This is a genomic window from Streptomyces sp. NPDC058291 (assembly GCF_042880855.1).
GTDB lineage: Bacteria > Actinomycetota > Actinomycetes > Streptomycetales > Streptomycetaceae > Streptomyces.
This window is the reverse complement of the sequence record NZ_JBHVYK010000097.1, coordinates 9,767-28,290: the sequence shown is the minus strand read 5'-3', so window position 1 is coordinate 28,290 and position 18,524 is coordinate 9,767. Positions and strand designations below refer to the sequence as shown.

The window sequence follows — 18,524 nt, the reverse complement described above, 5'->3', positions numbered from 1 at the left end:
CTCGTTCTCCTGCTCCAGCAGCCGGATGCGCTTGCGGGCCTCGCGCAGCTCGGCCCACTCACCCGACGTCGCTGCGGGCCTGGCGCCCTCGTCGGTGTCGGCGCGGCGCAGCCACTTCGACAGCGTGATCGGGTGGACGCCGAAGTCGGCGGCGATCTGTTCCAGCGTGACGCCGGGCTCGCGGTTGCGCGCGACCCGCACGACATCCTCGCGGAACTCCTTCGGATACGGCTTGGGCACTGGGACATCCTTCCAGGCCGCTTCTCAGCAAGCCAGGTCAGGTGTCACCCAACCCTGCAGCAGTCCCGTCGCCTCGGACTGGGCTTCTCGAGTGTTGCGGGAGAAGCATTAGCCTGCCGCGTTGCGGACCGTCACCCTTCCGCCAGTTCACGCAAAATCGCCGATGAGCCACGCGAGTTGACGAGCACTACGGGTCGTGTCCCACGCTTGGCAGTAATGAAGTCAGTGGCGGCATGCTTTGCCGATGCCGTCACTACGACAAAGACGTCAGCGTTGGCTGCCTGTGCGGCGAGTTTACTGCTGCCATCGTGTTCGGCGCTCGTCTCGATGTCGATCTTGGGTACCAGGATGCGCAGTATCTGTGCAGCTCGGGTGGTGGCCGACTCGGTGAGGGAGTACAGCACCACCTTTGAGTCTTGCAGGTAGCGGTAGGGCGCTCCGGGGTCGGCATCCTGTACTTGGTCGGCGAGCAAGTCTTCCGGGACACCGGCTCCCAGTTCGCCGGCTATGAGCTTGATGGCTTCAAGGTCGGTTGGGTTCAGTGCTGACTTGAACGGCCTGACCGTGTTGGTGATTTTGTAGAACAGTTCAATGGTGGCGGGGCTCGTTACTGCTGCCGATGTAGCTGTCGCCGCCTGCAGTATGTCGATCGCCCACGTTGTGGTCACAGCGGAGACGTTCGCGGAGAGGATCAACTCGGTCCACTCGAGCCCGGACGCGAACACCGCGGAGGCAGGGTTGGCAGACAGTAGATAGTCCAGCAGGGCTTGGGTCTGCACCCGGACGCCGGCCGAGTTCTTACCGCTGAGGGCGAGACCGGCGAGGATGCGTTCACTGAGTTCGGCTGCTCCGTCTTCAGTAAAGATGTCGCGGTGCGCTGCCATGAACTGGCCTCCGAGTTCACCGAGTTTGCCCAGTGTCTCGTCGGACGCGTCGTGAAGCCACGCGGTCAGCGCACTGCTGCTCAGCGGTGTCCAGCCGTCGGTAATTTCGGGGCCGGCCGCCAGCGCTGCGCTGCCGTGGTCTCCGTTCAGAGCATCCAGCCAGGTGCGCCAATCCAAGCGGGGCCCGGCCTGGGTGAACTGCTCCAACCAGGCGAGATCATCGCGCAGGCGTGCGCTCGCTCCGTCGATCAAGCCTTGGAGGTGATGCGTAGAGATGTACTCAAGTGCCAACGCTGCTTGCTGTGGTGACTGCAGGTCGCGTGCACAGGTCAGGAGCAGGTATGCCGCGTGCAGGCTCGGTTCGAGCGTCAGCACGAGTTCGATGGCTGCCTGAAGTTCGCCCCGGGCCATCATCCCGGTCGCGCGCTCCAGGGGCGATTCGCTCGAGGAGTCGAACTGATTCTCAGGGGCGGATGGCTCGGACGGGGCGGTGTGCTGAGGGCTTTGTTCTCGGTGCAGGTGCAGCACATTGCGCAGGTGGGCGGGCAGACCGGGTTCGATCGTGCTGGCTTCGTCGAGGAGTCGGTTGAGTGTGTCGTCTCCGGCGTCGTTTTCGACCTCGATGAGGAATTCCACGACAGCCTGCGCCCGACTCGTTCTCGGTGTGCCCGAGAACAGTGGCCGGAACGCTGCAGGGAGCGCGGTGACGGCACCGAGTAGTTCTTCCTCTTTGCCTGCTGCGTCGTACGGGGCGAACCATCTGGCGTAGGCCGCCTGCTGGATCACTTGAGTGACGCTCAGGGGGCGGCGCATGGCGAGGACGTGGTCGAGGTCCCGGTCCGCGAGGACGGCCCTCCAGTCTTCGAGCCCGGCGAAGAGTCGTAGTCGCAGGAAGGCTAGGTTCGCCTGGTCGAGATCGGCGGTCGCCTCAAGTTCGCGCAGGCAGGCCAAGGCGACGGTACGGTCGCGGGCAGCGATGGCGTGTCCGAGGTCGTCGAGGACCTCGACAGTCGTGCGGGGGGCGTCGAACTCTGAGGGCGGTCGGCCGTTGAGGAGTCTAGTGAGCACCAGCAGGGCGTCGCGTACCTGGCTTCGCGCGTGTTTCCACTCTTCCGAGTCCGCTGTCCGGCGGGGCAGTACTTCAAAGCGCAGGGGCTTGACGGATGCGTTTGCCAGTACGGCGTCGAATGGATCAGTCGGATTGAGGGCACCGCGTTGGCGGGGCAGGTCGCTGAAGGTGGGGCCGATCCAACTGTCGAGGATGGCGAGTGTCTCGCGCTGCTGGCGCGGGGTGGGTGCGAAGCCGTACCACCACAGACGGCCTTGAGAACTTCGCGGCAGGAATCCGATCTGGCGCTGCTGGATGCCTGCCATGAAATTATCGAGTATAAGTTGAAAGTCCGGTCCTACCCGTGTGGGCGTGATGTCGTTGCCTGGACCGAAGAATTCCTTGAAATCAACGCTCATGGCAACTGGTACCTGTTCTGGTATTCGACCCAAGCGCGGGCGATCTGGTCGGGGTCGGATACGACGGTGACGCCTTCCTGGTTCACTCTCTGGCCGAAGAAGGTGAAGTTCATCGAACCGTGAACGTGGAATCTGTCGCTCACCATGCCCTTGTCGTGCAGGGTGTTCCGGATGAGCAGGGTCGGCCGTGGCCCCGCCGGGGCGAGGTCAGTGAGGCGTTGGCCTGTGACGGCGTTGCGCGGCTCGTTCCGCATGATCACTCGGACATCCGAGCCACGACGGGCGAGTTCGATGAGTACCTCCGTCAGCCGGATGGGTCGGGCTGGCAAGGCGGGAAGCACGCTCTTGAACTGTCCGGATGCATTGTCTATGACGACAATGTCGGAGATCCACGGGGACAGTACCCACAGGCGACTTGATGGGGCCAGCAGTTCAGACACCAGCAGGTTCTGCAGCAGATCGGTGAGTTGCCGGGTCTCGCCGGCCCCGGCGGTGGTGATCCTTCTCATGCGGATACCTCGGCAAGTTCGAGGGTGGCCACGACGCTGCCCTCAGAGCGGTGGTCGATCTCGACGACTCGTGGAAACACCTGGAGAAAGTCCGTTTCGATGGCGCGGATCGACAGATCCACCAGCATGTCTGCCAGGGCGGGTACGTCCTCGGGAGGCGCGATGAGCTGGGCGGATCCCTGTTGGGCCAGGCGCGTGCGTACCAGGTTGTCCGCGTCGGGATCTGTCACGCTGATGAGGTCGTCTGTGGACGTGAACAGTCCCCGGATGAGATCGGGTGCGGCCGGCGGATTGTCGAAGTAGGGGTTCCACGACTGCAGTGCTCCGGCGCGTATGCCCCATCCGCGTGGCCAGAGTGCGCTTTGGATGGCGTCGATACGCTGGCGGTCTGAGGAGTTCGCGGACAGGTTCAGTCCGGCGTCCAGGTCGTGCCGCTGGCGCATCAGGTAAGCCCAGGTACGCGGCGAGATTTCAAGGCCCAGGCGCTGCTCTTGGATCCCCCACTCGTCAATGAGAGTACGTAGTGCCTGGTCCGTCTGTGCGGTCGATCCGGGCCGGAGCAGGCGGTTCGCCAGGCTCGAGACGACGGATTGCTCCGCGCCGTGGATGCCTGAGTCGCGCAACTGTGCCCGTATGCGGTCAAGGTTTTTCACCCGGTCCGCCTGTGTCGCCGAGCCCCTGTATTCAGCAACGAGGTCGAGCCAGTCGCTGCGCTCGGTGGTGTAGCGCACGATCCGCCGCATGTGCGCGTCGACCAGTTCACTGGTGGAGGGCTGGACGGCTCTCATTATCAGCCGCAAGAACCGCCGCGGATCCGGACGTACGCGCGTCGCCAGCGCTTCGATGAAGCCTCCGCCGCCGATAGAGGCTTCGGTGAGCCAGACCTGGCCGTGGCGCCATGTGCCGTCGGGGGCGTAGCCGGGTTCTATGTCGACGATGACGCCTTCGGGGTCGTGCTCGGGGCAGATCTCCCGGGCAGCCCACAAGGCCGCCTGTCCAAGGGTGGCAAGGACGCGCTGGCGCAGCCAGGCTTGGAATTGTGCCGGGTCAGGGTTCCAGACCTGGTCCGTCAGGTGATCCAAGCGGGCAATGATGTCCTTGTCGACGAGGAGTTGACGCAGTCGCTCGCCCACTCGGCCGAGTGTGGCGCTTTCGCTCTCCTCAACGTCCGAACTGCGGAACATTGCCCTCAGGGTGTCCGTCAACCGGTCGGCGAAGGTTTCCCGCACCGTCTGGTAGGCGTGGGGAAGCGGCGTGCCGTCACTCACGGCGGACATCAGCAGCATGCATTCGATGGTCTGGTGCAGCCATTCCAACTGGAACTTGTTCATCTGTTCCAGCAGTTCAGGGTCGCTTGTCAGAACGTGCTGGAACCAAGCGCTGCGCAGGGCCGGGTCGAGGTCGCCGGATGGAGCAATCACGTCCGGCACCGTGATGGTCAGGCGCAGGCCGTCGACGTCGTAGGTGGCTCCGAGACCGACCCGCTCGTCATCGAGCGAGAACTGTGCTTTGACCCGGGCTTCACCGCCGCGGGCGAAGACCAAACTGGCCTCGCTCTGGACGGCAAGACGGCGGACCTCGACGTGGGCGTTTTGAGCGTGCAGGAAGAAGCGTGCTTCGTCGACAAGGCCGCCGATGGGGTCCGACAGGGGAAGGCGGGCGACCAGGCCGAGGCCCCTCTCCAGGAACTGGGATCGCCAGACCAGGGCCGCATTGGAAGCATCCTTGAGTTCTGACGGCGCGAGTTGGAGTTCCACCCTGTCGGGGCGGACAATGGGAATGAGGGTGGGGACCCCACCGACTTCGACGGTGGCAGTCTCCTCCCTATGGTGCGCCTGGAGGACAGGGGCGAGATCCATTACAGTCTCGCGCTGCCCGTAGGGAACGGGGATCCAGTGCCGGTGCTCGAGGTTGCGGGTAGCAAAGCGCCGTGACACTCGTCCTGGCGCGTACTCGCGCAGCATCTGAGCCAAGCCCATCGCCTGCAGTTCAGGTTCCTTCTCCCACGACTGCTGCGGCGGTATGACCACATACCCTTCGGGGAGTGCGAGTTCACTGAAGAGGTTCTCGGGGAAGAAGTCGGGCAGCGGATTCTTGCCCATCAAATCCTTGCCCTTGACGTACGTATGGTCATCCGCAACGGCCCACTCGCTGTCCAGCCGTCGAGCCAGCGTGGGCACGGCTGCGAGGATGAGCGAGCGAGGTGGGTGCCAAAGGATCTCGGCGGCCAACTCCTCGGGTACCTGGAGTGCGCCTTCGATCCACAGACGGAGGCTGCGTTGGCGGCCGGGATCGCGCAGCAGATCGCGCAGGACGTCGACGGCTGTCTTCTGGACCTTGCGGTTGTCCGGGTACTTCGGATCGACGAGACCCTTCAGGTCTCGCCACAACTTTGCGTACCGGTGATCGGACGACAATTGATCCGCCAGCCAGTCGAGCATCGCCAGAGTGGCTTGAATACGCAGGACCGCCCGGTTGCGGATGGGAAGCACCAGTTCGGGCAGGACGGGATCGAACAGCGCGTCCCATGCCTCGTAGGTGGCACGGTCACGTCCGTAGTCGGAAAGCACCACCACGGTGTACGGGCGCATGCGGCGGCTTCGCCCGGCTCGGCCCTTGCGCTGCAGGAATGCCGCGACGCCGCGGGGCGCCTTGTGCTGCAACACGGCGCCAACGTCCGGATCGTCGAAGCCGACCTCAAGCGAGGCAGTTGCGACGACGAGTTGGGACGCGGTGTCAACTCCCGCATCTTGCGAGGTGGTCCGGCTCACGTTGAGACCCGGGCGGTCGAGTTTGTGGCCCAATTTCACCGGCAGGTCCCAGACCTGGCCGGCGCGCCGCTGCTCGGTGAGGTTGTCTTGCCCGGGACGTCGCAGGGATGCCAGAGGGTCTTTGAACTGCTGGGTACGCGGGGCGCGATAGCGCTGGCCTTCCGCGTCGAGGAGGTAGAAGAAGAGCCGGTTGGTGACGTCGAGGTCGTCGGTGAAGACGAACGCCTTGGTGCCCAGAAGTCCCTGGGATGTGCGCTCTGCCGGGTGGTCAAGGACGCGCGGGAGGAGCATCGCCGTCTGGATGGTGGTGGACAGCACGGAGGCGCCACTGGTGGGGTCACTGCGTACGGCGACCATGTATTCGGCGCCCTCGTACTCCATCTCGTCCGCGCCCGGTTCGATGTTGGTGACGAGTCCGTCGTCAACGCCCGTCAGATCGGCCATGTGGCGAACGGCGTTCGACAGCGTCGCGGACAAGCCGACGAAGGTGACCGGACTGCGCAGAGAGTGGTGCCAGCGTCGCAGGACGAGGGCTGCCTGGGCGCCGGTGGTGCCGCTGTAGGTATGGATCTCGTCGAGCAGCATCAAGCGGGGCTTCTTGGCCGCGCCGACACCGAACAGCGTGCCCAGGGACAGGTCGGACAGACCGCGGTTGAGCATCTCGGTGGTGGTGAACAGCACGTCCGGAGGCCGTCGGCTCATCCGGTTCCGGGTCAGAACCAGCACTGAGTCGTCGAACACACGCGGGCAAGTGCCGCAGGTCAGGCGTTCCATTCCAGCCTTGGCGTCCTGCTCGGACCAGAACAGTGTGCCCCCGCACACGGTGTACCCGTCACCGGGACAGGTGAAGTGAGGGCACTGAAAGCCTTCGGCCCGTTTCGTCCATGCGGAATAGGAGGCCGTCAGGCTCTTCGTGCTGGTCGGGGTGTCCTTGTTGAGCACCCCGATGGTCATGGGCCGGCCGTTAGTCTTCGTCCACAGGTGGTCGAGCCGCCGGGCGTTCGCGAAAGCGATGTTGAGTTGGTCCTTGAGGAGTTCATTGCGCGGGTAGACGGCCAGCGCACGCGTCCATGCCGACTTGTCCTGGAGTCCCGTCAGGTAGGCGAAGGCCGGCAGGTAGAAGGCGAGTGTCTTGCCGCTACCCGTGCCGGCACCCACGACAGTGGCGGTGGTGATGTTGGATTGCAGGGCCGTGAAGATCTGACGGCTGGCACGGACCTGGAACCCACTGAGGTCGGCGTGTTGGGTCCCCCGGCGAGTCATGGCATCGATGACCTGGTGGTAGAGATCGTGGAGCGCATCAGTGCCGTCGATGACTGCGTGTCTGGACTGGTCGCGCCGGGGGTAAGCACGGGGGCGCCGCGCGTAGCGGAAGTCCGAGACGAGCGCGGCGCCTTGGCGCCAGGCCGCGGGGTCGCCGGAAGGGAAGATCTGGCGCAGCCGGGCCAGCAGACGCAGCGTCTCGCCGTTGCGGGTACGCCACCGTGACGGCGAGACGGCATCATCGCGGATGATCAGGCCCTTGTCCTCGAGGGCCTCGATTGCCTCCTGGGCGGTGTCGAGTTCGCCGCGCTCCATGAGGACGTCATCGATGTGGGTGTGCAGTTCGTCGTCGGTGAATCCGCCGTCGACAACGCCCCAGGACAACAGGGGGTCCTCATGTGCTTCGAGGGCGCCGACGATTTCACTCTCGGTCTCAGGAGTCACCGCAGCCTCACCCAGAAGCGGTCCAGGATTCCCAGCCTCGACAGCCCGGCAAGGACATCGGGGGTGAAGGAGTTCAACGGCGTCCCGTTCGCTTCCTGAGCGCCCGTGATCACTCGGCCGAGGACCGGGTCAACGAGTTCGGAGATCTGCTGGCCGCACGCCTGGAGGCTCTCCAGCGCCGCGGCCAGCCTTGCGACGTCGCCCAAATGGGGGACGTCGCGGGTCTTCAGGACGTTGAGCACGCCATGCGCCTTCTCGATCTTGATGCTGATCTCTTCCACGTCGATCCCACTCTTGCTCAGCGTAGCGACGAGATCCTCATTGATCACCGGTACTTCACGGCTGCGTTCAGCAGCCCATGCCTGCTCGACGGACTCGCGAAGGCTCTTGACGAAACCATCGGCTGCCTTGACCTGCGCCTTCAGTGCTTGCGGTGGGGTTTCGGCATCCTGGCTGGGGAGCGTTTCAGCGAGCATGTGCAGATCTGCGGACAGTTGCGCGGCCTGCGGACCGAGGTCTGGGTCCAAGGCGGCATGGGCTGCGCGCAGTTCTGCCGCGCCTCGGCTGAGGCGCTGGATTGTTTCGATGAGCGTCTCGACCCTCTCGGCCTGCCCAGCCAACTCGCCAGTGCGGCGCTTGATCTTGTCCTCGTCGTGGGCAGCGACCGCTGCCACACGCAGACGCTGAACTTGTTCGATGAGCGTCATACGCCCCCCTCGGGTCCGGTCACGTCCATGACCTCACGGCTCAAGGTCGCCAGCCCGGAAACAAGCCGCTCGATGGTCTCGTCGTACTCACGCTGAGCTTCCGAGGCGGGTCCGGCCTGGAGTTTTAGCTCCAGGGCGTTCACAGCTTGCAACGTAGGGTCGAGCCAGGCGCGGATGCGCAGGGCCGGCCTTTCGTCCAAATTCATCAGGCGCAGGCGCTGATCGACGGTGAGGTCGGGCCAGGCGTCAAGACCCTCACGCAGGTCTGTCACCTTCTTCAGATCGCTGGGTTTCACCGACTTCGCCGCGTCATGGAGGGCGAGCAGGTTGATCGAGTTGGCTGACTGGCCAAGCGCCGCCAGGTCGGAGAGCAGGGTGTTGAGGGCCTGGGCCACCTGCGCGACGTCACCGCCGAGATCGCTCACGTCGGGTGCCAGTCGTCGGGTTTCGTCGAGCATCGGATCCAGCATGGTGGTTCGCTTCTGAATGTCATCCGCCGCTTTTCTGATCTGCTCGGGGACATGCTCGGGCCAGGGCGCCTCTGCAATGTCGTCGCGCATTGCGCGCACAAGGCGGGGCAGATCAATGGCCAGCGGCTTGCCTGCACCTTGGCGGTAGGACGTCAAGCGGAGCAGTCGCTGCTGAAGGAGATTTCGATCTGCTTTCGGTTCGACCAAGCGGTCCTGCAGCTTTCGCATGTGGGGCCGTTGCACGGGATCGGCAAGCTTCGGCGAGCCAGCGAAGAGCGCCTTGACCCGGCTGAGTGCGTCACCCTTGTACGAGTCGGCAATTCCCAGGGCCTTACTGACGGATAGAAGAGCGTGCGCGAGCCGGCCCAGTTCAGCATCGTCGCCTTCCGATGGAAGGAGGACAGCGGACACACTGTCCGCCCATTCCTGGACCCTGTTCACGCACAAACTCTGCAGCGCGTCTCCTTGCGGCACGTCCTCCCAGGACTCTTTCGCATTCAGCCAGGCGAGGGCACGAAGAACGCGGACATCCTCCACATTGCGGTGGTCGATCGAGATCAGCGCGGTCTGCAGGGCACTTCCGTCCAGTGCGATCGAAGTCTTGGCATCAAAACTCGGCGCAAGTTCCGCCCCTCCCTTGGTCCAGTCTCCGTTGTCGCCTCCGTAGCCGTCTTCGAGTCCCAGATAGCCAATGACGGCGGTGTGCACGATATTCCTGAGATCGTTGCGGTGTCTCTGAAGAAGTTCGCCGGTCTTGTGCCATTCGTCGACGGCCCGGACCAAAGGCGGCTTCGAAGCCGCCGGCAGCGGGGACGACGGGGGCAGAGACGGCGAGCCCGCAGGGGGCTCTTCCGTTTCGTCCGAGGGCGAGATGGAACCCGGCCGCACCGTCTCATGCAGGTGGGTCTGCTTCTCGGTGATGAGGTCAGGCAGGGGCGGGATGGCGAATGCTTCGTGGATCGTCGGATGCAGGTTCTGCGGTCCGTGGCCCGGACCCCAGAATCGCACCATCCGCACGCGGCGCTCGGAGAGTTCGGGGTCACCTGGCGTGCGCAGCCGGACCTGGTCCTCGACGTTGTCGAGGATGTCCAGCGCGCCGGTGCGGAAGTCGCTCTCGAATCCGGTGCTGGGAAAGCGGCCTTCGTCGAGTTCGGTCTGGTCGCGGTGGAGGACGGGGCGCAGGACGCGGGTCAGCACATCGCGGGCGATGAAGGCATCGCTCTTGGACTGGCTGCGGATGGCCCGGTCGAGTGCTGTCCTGCTGAACGGGAACAGGCCGACGCCTTCAACCTCCCCGAACGCCTGGTGGCACTTGTCCCGGACAGGGCATTGCAGACAGTGGTTTGGCTCCGGGCCATCGTGCGTGCGGTGCTTGTCGATCTCCTGGGAGCCGACGCGTACCGCGTTGAGGTACCGGGCGGCGAATCGTGCGGGATCGAACGGGGTTGTCTTGTCCGCGGGAAGTTCGAGATCGAAGACTTTGTAGGTCCGTGTGTACACCGTCTCCGGCATCTGGTTGACGAAGTAACCAGTGGTGACGGCCATGACGACACGCATCGGGCACAGGGCGAGCGTCTCGGTGGGCAGCAGGGTGATGGCGTCGATGAGACCGCCCTGGATGCCTTGGAAAATCGAGAAGTCCTCGATCAGGAGGAGGAGCTCCAGCCCCTGCCTGTGCAGGTCGAGGCGCAGTTCGACGAGGAGTTGCTTGAGGTCCTCTCCCCCGATCCCGAAGACCTCGCTAACCGCCGGCCCGAGTTGCTCATTGAGCATCTTCGCTGCCAGGTCCCGCAAAGGGGCGTCGCTGGCAAGTGCGCTAGCGACACTGGCGGCATCGACGCCAGCCTTGCTGACATCGTCGACCGACAGGTCCAGGTCTACCGCGGTGAAACCGAACGCGTCCTCCTTGTCCTCCGAACCCTTGCCGGAGAGCTTTTCCCGGACCAGACGCGCGATGGGACCGTTGTCAGCGAGCAACCGCCTGCGGAAGACGGGGTCGCCCAGCAGCGCGGGCAGGCCCTCCGCTGAGGCGAGGAAGGCGCGGAGATCGTTCTCCTCGGGCGTGCCGTCCTTGTCTGCCCCGCGGGTCTCGACCAGGACAGCCAACTCGTTGCGCAGGCGCAATTGTGCTGTGGTTTCGTCCGCGGCGGCGTCCGTAGCAGCGGCTACCTTGGCACGCAACTCCGCGGCGCGTTCACTGGTGGCGTGTTCCAGGATGAGTTCGAGGATCCCGCGCAACGACATGCGGTGTTTGGGGACGAAGATCAGCCGGGTCGCGCCGTTGGGCTTCAAGTTGATGCGAAGCCAGCGGATCAGGTGCGACTTGCCTGTGCCCGACTTACCGAGGATGGGGATGATGGGTTGATCTGCCGGCAGTTCCTCAACGGCGCGCCGCAGGTTGTGTTCGTTGACGATGGTGCCGCCGACAGCACTGTCCACCCGGTCGCGCAGGAGGATCGGGATCGAGGTGTGTGTAGCGAGGAAGACTCCGTTGGAAGTGCTCTCCGCCTCAACCGGAATGATGGCCGGGGCCTCATGGGCATCCCAGCATGCAGCAGGAAGAGTGCCCCGCCAGGTCATCGCTTTCCTCCTTGAACCAGGGTGACGTGCGTTTGGCGTTGGCTGTCGAATCGCGACAGTCGGATGCCGTCGGCGTCCGGCAGGGTGTCGAAGACAAGGCGGCCGCGGTCCTGCAGGATGCGCAGTGCCTGGCCTACCGAACTGTCGGCGCAGTCTTGCGCGATGCCCGGGTCGGGGTCTCCACCGGGAAGGTACGTCACGAGGGAGGCGCGGACGAGGCCACCATGCAACACAGGCAGTTTGGCCGCCAACTGGCTCAAGAAGTCGCCGATGGGCATCTGTCCGGCAGGCAGTTCCTCCAAAACGTCGTTGATCGCCACGACGGGGAGGGGCACAAGTCCCGATCTGGCCTGTACAAGTGGCGGCGCAGCGAGGCCAAGTGCCTGTCCCCATCGAGTGACGGCACCCCATCGGGTGTCGTTGGTGATGGCCCAGCTCTCATTGCCCAGGTCCGGGAACTGCGCCTGCTGAAGAGCCTGAACGCCGCTGGCCCACGACAGGGGCCGGCCCAGCGCGTCCTGCGCAAGGAACCACGACATCGCCCTCAGCAGATCACGCGCCCCGCCGGTGAGACTCTCCCCCGGACCCGTCTGCCACGGGTCACCGTCGCGGTCCAGATCGAGGGCGTGGCTTTGGAGCGCGCGGCGGAACGCAGCTGGCGACAGGGTGTCCCCCGTGGCAGCGACGGTGTCGCTCACGGTGATCACACCCTCGCTGTCGCTGCAGAGCATCCCGATCGCCCGGAAGGTGTACACAGTGTGCGCGACGCCTTCAGCGGAGGAACTGTCCTCGTTCAGGCCTGGCGGTCTGAACGCCTCGATCAACTCTGGCTCGGTCCAGGCCCGTCGAGATCCGGTTCGGGATCCGGTGAGGAAGTTGATGATGGAGCGGCCAAGAGCCGGAAGGCTTCGCGGTGGGTTCAGAACAGCCATCAGAGTCTCCTGAGGAAGTCGTCAATGGTCCAGTGAGGGCTGCGGATGCTCTTGATGAGGGCATCTGGGTAGGCCGGGTCGGGCATGTCTTCGGGAACGACCACGACACGCAGCGGTCCGCTGGTGGGGGCGAGCCATGAGAGGGGCGGCGTCTGCCCGTGGTCCATCAGGATCAGACTCGGTACCGAGAGACGCGCAGGTACCCCTCCGGTGTGCAGAGGGTCCACGACGACCAGGCCCTCGTCGGCGTACCGCGAGGCCGTACGGATGGCCGGGAGTCCAAGTAGCGCGGCGGGGGCGACGATGCCGCGTACGCCGTTGGTGACGCATGACTGGATGAGGTTGCTCAGGGCAGTTCTGAGGCGTCCGCTGGGGTAGGTGACCACGATGCTGCGGTGACCGGCAGCCAGGGTCGCCAGGGCCGTACTGGGGCTTCTTCCGAGATCGGACATGAGCGCTTCTGCAACGAGGGGACGTGCGGTGTGCAGGGTGGGCTGGTGCACATGCCCCTCAGCGGGGCATCCGGAGCACGCGTGCGCCACGTTCTGGCTGGCCCGCATCGCGCCTATGTCCGAGTAGGTGTACTCCTCGCTCAGTACGCGTCCCCAGCATTCTCTTCTTGCCAGCAGGCGGGTGATGCGCGCGGTTGAGGCGGCTTCAGCATTCTTGATCTCCGTGCGCGTCCGTTGCAGGGCAGCCTCAAAAGTTCTCTCGTCCAGGTTGGCCACGTGCGGTCTGAGCCGTACCGGGACGTGGCTCACGAAGGCAGTCCACTCCTTGTCGAACCGTGCCTGCCATGCCTGCTCGGACTCGCCGGGTATGCGCTCGACCACCGGGGGGGCCAGCCTTGCGATGGTGATGAGGTTGGCGCGTTCCATGAGGATTAGCGTGTTGCGGTTCCACAACTGGTTGGCGTCCGAGGGTCCATCGCCATGTTCGGGTACCACCGTGGTGTCCAGGACCAGGCCGTTGCCCGCTTCCTTCGGGGACCGGTCCTGATCCCGCATGGCTCGCCATCGGTTCCAGGCCTTGACGTCCCCGATCACGGTCGCGTTCTCGACTTGCTGGCCTTCGTTCTCGTCAGGCACGGCGGGAAGCCAGACCGACAGCGCCGCGTGGCCGTCGCGTCCGGCGCGGCCGACTTCCTGGTAGAAGCGGTCAACCGAGGCAGGGACGCACGCATGCACCACGGTACGGACGTCGCTCTGGTCCACTCCCAGACCAAAAGCGCTGGTGCCGACCACGATGTCGGTTGTGGTCGGCCCGTCGTCGCCGGACCATCCGCGCATGATGCCCAGTCGCTCGGCAGAACCGAGGTCTCCGTGGAAAACAGCAGTGCGAGCAAACCCAGCAGCCTGCAGGTGCTGGGCGATGATCCTTGCTGGTTCCTTCTTGGTGGTGTAGACGATCGCCGGCCGCGGGAGGTGGTGCATCGCCTCTATGAGACGGTCCATCCGGACGCCGGAAGACGTGGTCGTGCCCAGGAGGTAGCGCAGTTCGGAGCGCAGGAAGGTCGATCCGACGAACAGTGACTCGGCGCTGCCGAGGAAGAGTCGGTCGTTGAGTGTGAGGCTGGGTGCCGACAGCGTTGCGGACAACAGGGTGACGCGTGGCGGTGGGTGCCCGGCACCGGTGGCGAGTTCTCGCAGTTCGCCCACGAGTGAGGCGACAATCTGGAACTCTGGCCGAAAGCTCAGGCCCCACAGGCGCACCAGGTGCGCCTCGTCGATGACCAGGCCGGTGAGCTGGCCGGTTGCCGCAAGGGTGCGCAGCGTCGCGGTGAATCCTCGCACGAGGGCTTCGGGTGAGGTGAGAAGGATCCGCTGAGTTCCCTCACGCAGGCGTTCCTTGATGGCTGCGCGTTCCTCGCTAATGCGGTCGCTGTGATAGGCCAGTTCGCGAGGGAGCACGGAGGCCGGGAATCGCTTGCGCAGGTGGCGTTCCTGGTCGAGTGCCAGGGCGATGGTGGGCAGCACCACGATGGTGGTGCCGCGTGCGCGAAGCAGTCCCGGGGCCAGCCCGACGAGGGATTTGCCGGTGCCGGTGGGCAGGACGACGTGCAGGGTGGAGGCCGGGTCCGCCAGGGAAGCGGTGCGCACTGCGCTGGCCTGACTCCGTGAGCGGTAGTGGTCGATGTCGGGAGCGATCGCGTGCAGGGCTGGATCGACGGGCACCGGGCTGTTCGGGCGAGCGCTGGTCTCCACCGTCGTGTTGTCGGCGAAGACGAACGGGCCTGGGCTTGCGCAGGCGAGGTCGATCCAGCGGGGGTCGCCGTGGAGCCAGTCAGGCGTCCAGACATCACCGAGGCGCACGGTGTGCCGGGTGGCGCCGAACCGTTCGACACGCAGGTGCGCACGCTTGAGCGCCTGCAGGTCGATTCCGCGTTCGTGGAGGTTGATCTCCAGTTCGTGGTGGCGCTGGCCCGTCACGCCGGCTTGATGGCGGAGCATCTGAGCCAGCAGAGCGGCAATGTCGCCGCTGAGGGCGGGCCCGGCAAGGCCGGAGCGCCAGGCATCGGCGAACCGCCGGTGCGGGCCGGTGAGCTGTTCTGCCGATGCCTCCTTGCCGCCCAGGATTATGCGCTGAACGATGTCGAGTTGAGCGGTCACGCGCTGCCGTCCTGCTCCAGGCTGCGGCCCGAGACCACGACCACACCGGTGCTGTCCAGGCGGAGCGAAGGCGTTTGGAGGGCCATCAGCAACTCCTGGCCCGCGAGCGCTTCCGTTTCCACTTCTTCCTCCAGTTCAGCGCGCTCGTTTCCCTCTGACCGCGCGGCCCGCAGTTGCAACTGCCGCAATCGGGTGGCGATGTCGGTCCCGGCGAGGTCCAGGGCCCGGGTGCGGGTCGCCTCTACGACTTCGTCGCTGTGGGCCAGGCGCTGGGCACTGCGCTCAGCAGCACGCCAGCGCGTCCCCCATTGGGCGGCCGGAATGAGCTCGTATGCGTGCTTGATGCGCTCGGAGTTGAGTGCGTAGTCGCCTCCCAGCTGCCCGGGTGCAGGCTTTGCATAGCGTGCCTGCAGGGCGTCGAAATGGCGCCCGTCGGTGATCGGTGTGCCGTTTGCGTCGGTCCACACGGTCACGATGAGCGGCGGGAAGAGCGCGTCGGCGCGGCGTCGCAGGGACGGCAGGTCCACCAGGTCGCTGCTCCAGGCTGCAGCCAACTGGTCGAGCATGTCGCTTTCCGGGCTGCCCTGCAGAGGTTGCGCCTCTACGGCGTAGTCAAAGCGGTAAGCGAGGCGTTCTGCCCAGGGCCAGGTGGGGATCCACCGCCACATGCCGAAGGCTCTCCCACGGTCGTCGTTCCACAGGAAGTCGGACACGGCATCGATGAACTGATCGCCGTAGCGGTAGAGGCGGACGTCTTCGTGCTCGACGGCCACTTTGCGCACGAAGGTGCCGCGGTGTCCTGCAAGCGGCACGAAGTCGCGCCGCAGTCGCGCAGCCGACACCAACGGCATCTGTACCTGTCCGGCCGTCCGCCGGCTGACGGGTTCGTAGCTCCCGATCGCATGGGTAGGGTCGCCGGCGGGGGCGAACCGCAGGTTCCCGGCCTCCCGCCGCGAGGACAGCAGTGCATCGGTGACGTCGGCAAAGGAGTCTGCCTGGCTCTCCGATGCCATCATCCGTCCGTACACCGAGCGCTCGTCGGTGGGGGCTTCGATGCTGTCCAGGGCGTCCTGTTCCTGTACGCGCTTGACCTCGTCCTCGAGCATGGTGCGGACCATGTGGATGGCGTCGGGTGCGGCATCGGCGCCGCGCTCAAACAGCAGGTCCCAGGCGGCGTCTGTGGCGGCGTCCACCGCATGCTGCAGGCTGGCTATCGACGTGTCGAAGACGCCGAACCCTTCGCTGAGGATCTGCATCCACGCTGCCGCAAACGATTGCGGGTCGGTCGTCTCGGCCACCCAGTAGGAGCGCCATGCGCCGCCTTCGCGACGGGCGTCCCAGCGGTCGCACCGGCCAATGCGCTGCTCGAGGCGGTTCGCCCTGGGCGGCAGACCCACATGAATGAGGAGATCGGCGAACTGGAGGTTGCGTCCCTCTTCCGCCGAGTGGTCGGCAATGAGAACGGCTGCCATCCGGCTCTGCTCGAAATCCCGCACCGCCTGCTCGGACGCTGCGGGCGAGTCGCTCGCCAGGTGCTGGTAGACAGCCCCGGGGAGCACGTCCTTGAACACCTCGACCAACTCCCCTGCCACGTGCGGGGTCGGGCAGAAGACGACCACCCGCTCGCGTGCTTTGAACAGGTCGGTCAGTGCATCGGCCAGCGGGCGTGCCAGGTCGCGGCGGCGGCTGACGAACCGCAGGTCGCTCTCGATGCGGTCCAGCGCGTCCTGCTCGCCCGGCGTGGCGGCCACCCTGGACTGGGCCCACCCGCACAGGGCGTCCGGGTCCAAGGACAAAGCCACGGCCGTCGCAAACGCCGACGCTGCCTCGCGGCGGGCCTCCTCGTCGAACTCGCACGCGGCAAGGGCCTCTTGGCGCCAGTTGTCCAAGAGGGAGGCAAGGCCGGCAAAAGCGGACGAGGGAAGAACAGCCTGCTGAGGGCGCAGACGCCCGGTGACCCGGTACGACTCGTGCAGCGCAGCAGTACGGCGGGTGCGCAGCATCCGGCGGTGGACCCGGTACACCTCGGACACGTAGGTGCGCAGCGCGCCGATCGCCACGGCCAGCGCCCGCCGGTCCGGTCCGCCCACTGCCTGCCTGGCCTCGTCGATCAGGGCGGCGACTTCAGCGTCTTCAGGGAACGCGGCGCCGATCTCAGTGAGGCGTTTGTTCAGCAGCACGCCAGGAAAGTGGGGCTGCAGTCCGAGGAATAGTCTGCCCAGCGCGGAACGCGCCTGCATGCGCCGGCGCAGGTCCTCGGGCGTCGTGTCCCGGTACACGGCCGGGTCGAGCAGTTTGAGCATGGCCAGGAAGGCGCGTTCGTTGTGCAACGCGGGCGTCGCGGACAGCAGAAGCAGGCGCGGGCTGGCCCCGGCGACTTCGGCAAGGCGCGCGTAGCGGCGAGACAGTTCGGGCTGCTCGCTGTGCGCGAGGCGAGCCAGATGATGCGCCTCGTCGACCACGACGAGATCCGCCGGCTCCCACGTCTCGGGTGCGTCGTCTCGGGAGTACACGATGCGGGCGCCCGGGAAGTCGCCGGTGCGGAATTTGCCCGACAGTTCGCGGCGCCACTGCTCCAAGAGAAACGGCGGAAGAATCAGTTGCACGGTGAGGTCGGGCTGATCCAGCAGAAGTTCCCGCACGACAAGGCCGGCCTCGATCGTCTTGCCCAGACCGACCTCATCGGCCAGGAGGTAGCGCTGCACCGGGTCCTGCAACACACGCCACACGGTCTCGACCTGGTGCTCGTACAACTCGATACCGCTCGAGAGCACACCGCGCATGCCGTGGGCCGCCGAGCGCTGAGTCAGGGTGCTCTGCAGAAAGGGGCGCCGCATGTCGGCCAGCAGAGGCGACTCCAGCAGTCCGGCGGTGGCAAAGCCGACGGGGTCTGCCAACTGCTCGTCCCAGCGGACATACAGGTCCTCCTCGGGAAGGTATCCCTCCCAGTTGCGCGCCCGTACGTGGATGTCCCGATGGGCTGAGGTGGCGATGACGCGCCCCGAGCGCCATGCGGTGCCCGTGGACCAGAACACCCGCGTCTCGGGTGCCAGCGCGAACCGTTTGAGCCCCTCCCTCGGGACGGTGTGGCGATGGCGCTCGCCTGGATGCTGTCCTGGGGTATCGAAGTACTCGAGGATCAGGCCATCGCCGTCCTTGCCCACGAGTTTCCCCGCCCCGAGCGTGTTGGCGCTGGATACCAGCAGGTCACCCCGGCTCAGCGACAGGCCGCGGGAGGTGTCGCTGCTGCGTACCGGGCGGCTCGCCTTCGGCGTGCGGGGTCGGGCCGGCGCCGCCTTGCCCGGGCTGCCGTCGATGGTTCGCGATCCGCGGCATTGCGGGAACCGTGAACAGCCCCAGAAGCAGTTGCCTGCGTTGGCGCCCCGCGATGCGAATTGCATGACCATATTGGCGCCGCACTGGGGGCACACGACAGCTTCGTCCGTCACGCTGTAACCCCTTCTCGGCCAGTGGTGCACAGCAGCAGTGCCGGCAGGTGGGCTCGACCCCAGAGGCTCAAGGTGCTGCCTGCGGACCGCGACGGCAGGGCCCTTGAACACGGGTCGACTCCGCCGTGCGGCTTGCCGCCTGACGCGGCGCACAGCGGCGTCTTCGGGCACAGCGGCATGTAGCGGCTCTGCATCGCCA

Annotated in this window: 9 protein-coding genes; all 9 read right to left on the bottom strand. The window is 65.8% G+C overall.

Going from position 1 to position 18,524, the window contains the following annotated elements; genetic code table 11:
• The coding region (locus ACFVYK_RS32685; protein ID WP_389780260.1) for a transposase at positions 1-240 on the bottom strand (240 nt) is incomplete at its 3' end.
• 131 nt (positions 241-371) lie between these two features.
• The gene (dpdD, locus tag ACFVYK_RS32680; RefSeq protein ID WP_389780258.1) at positions 372-2,591 is read right to left on the bottom strand and encodes a protein DpdD; all 2,220 of its coding nucleotides are present in this window, start codon (positions 2,589-2,591) and stop codon (positions 372-374) included.
• Positions 2,588-3,100 (bottom strand): phospholipase D-like domain-containing protein DpdK, encoded by a 513-nt coding sequence (gene dpdK, locus ACFVYK_RS32675; RefSeq protein ID WP_365117211.1) that lies wholly within the window; start codon positions 3,098-3,100, stop codon positions 2,588-2,590. The genes dpdD and dpdK overlap by 4 nt, the downstream gene beginning before the upstream one ends.
• Positions 3,097-7,578, bottom strand: coding sequence for a protein DpdJ (dpdJ, locus tag ACFVYK_RS32670; RefSeq protein WP_389780255.1), 4,482 nt, complete (start codon positions 7,576-7,578; stop codon positions 3,097-3,099). The genes dpdK and dpdJ overlap by 4 nt, the downstream gene beginning before the upstream one ends.
• On the bottom strand, positions 7,575-8,285 hold the full coding sequence (locus ACFVYK_RS32665) for a hypothetical protein (RefSeq protein ID WP_389780253.1): 711 nt from the start codon (positions 8,283-8,285) through the stop codon (positions 7,575-7,577). Before ACFVYK_RS32665 ends, dpdJ begins: the two co-directional genes overlap by 4 nt.
• A complete protein-coding gene (gene dpdH / locus ACFVYK_RS32660; RefSeq protein ID WP_389780251.1) occupies positions 8,282-11,335 on the bottom strand; it encodes a protein DpdH in 3,054 nt (1,017 codons plus the stop codon). The genes ACFVYK_RS32665 and dpdH overlap by 4 nt, the downstream gene beginning before the upstream one ends.
• Positions 11,332-12,267 (bottom strand): protein DpdG, encoded by a 936-nt coding sequence (gene dpdG, locus ACFVYK_RS32655; RefSeq protein WP_389780249.1) that lies wholly within the window; start codon positions 12,265-12,267, stop codon positions 11,332-11,334. The genes dpdH and dpdG overlap by 4 nt, the downstream gene beginning before the upstream one ends.
• Complete coding sequence (gene dpdF / locus ACFVYK_RS32650; RefSeq protein WP_389780247.1) at positions 12,267-14,876, bottom strand: protein DpdF; 2,610 nt, start codon at positions 14,874-14,876, stop codon at positions 12,267-12,269. Before dpdF ends, dpdG begins: the two co-directional genes overlap by 1 nt.
• Positions 14,873-18,325 (bottom strand): protein DpdE, encoded by a 3,453-nt coding sequence (gene dpdE, locus ACFVYK_RS32645; protein ID WP_389780246.1) that lies wholly within the window; start codon positions 18,323-18,325, stop codon positions 14,873-14,875. The genes dpdF and dpdE overlap by 4 nt, the downstream gene beginning before the upstream one ends.
• Positions 18,326-18,524 lie beyond the last annotated feature (199 nt).

What these genes read in the sequence shown, in the direction of transcription:
- dpdD (WP_389780258.1), bottom strand. Translation starts at nt 2,591, where the DNA reads ATGAGCGTTGATTTCAAGGAATTCTTCGGTCCAGGCAACGACATCACG.
- dpdK (WP_365117211.1), bottom strand. Translation starts at nt 3,100, where the DNA reads ATGAGAAGGATCACCACCGCCGGGGCCGGCGAGACCCGGCAACTCACC.
- ACFVYK_RS32665 (WP_389780253.1), bottom strand. Translation starts at nt 8,285, where the DNA reads ATGACGCTCATCGAACAAGTTCAGCGTCTGCGTGTGGCAGCGGTCGCT.
- dpdH (WP_389780251.1), bottom strand. Translation starts at nt 11,335, where the DNA reads ATGACCTGGCGGGGCACTCTTCCTGCTGCATGCTGGGATGCCCATGAG.
- dpdG (WP_389780249.1), bottom strand. Translation starts at nt 12,267, where the DNA reads ATGGCTGTTCTGAACCCACCGCGAAGCCTTCCGGCTCTTGGCCGCTCC.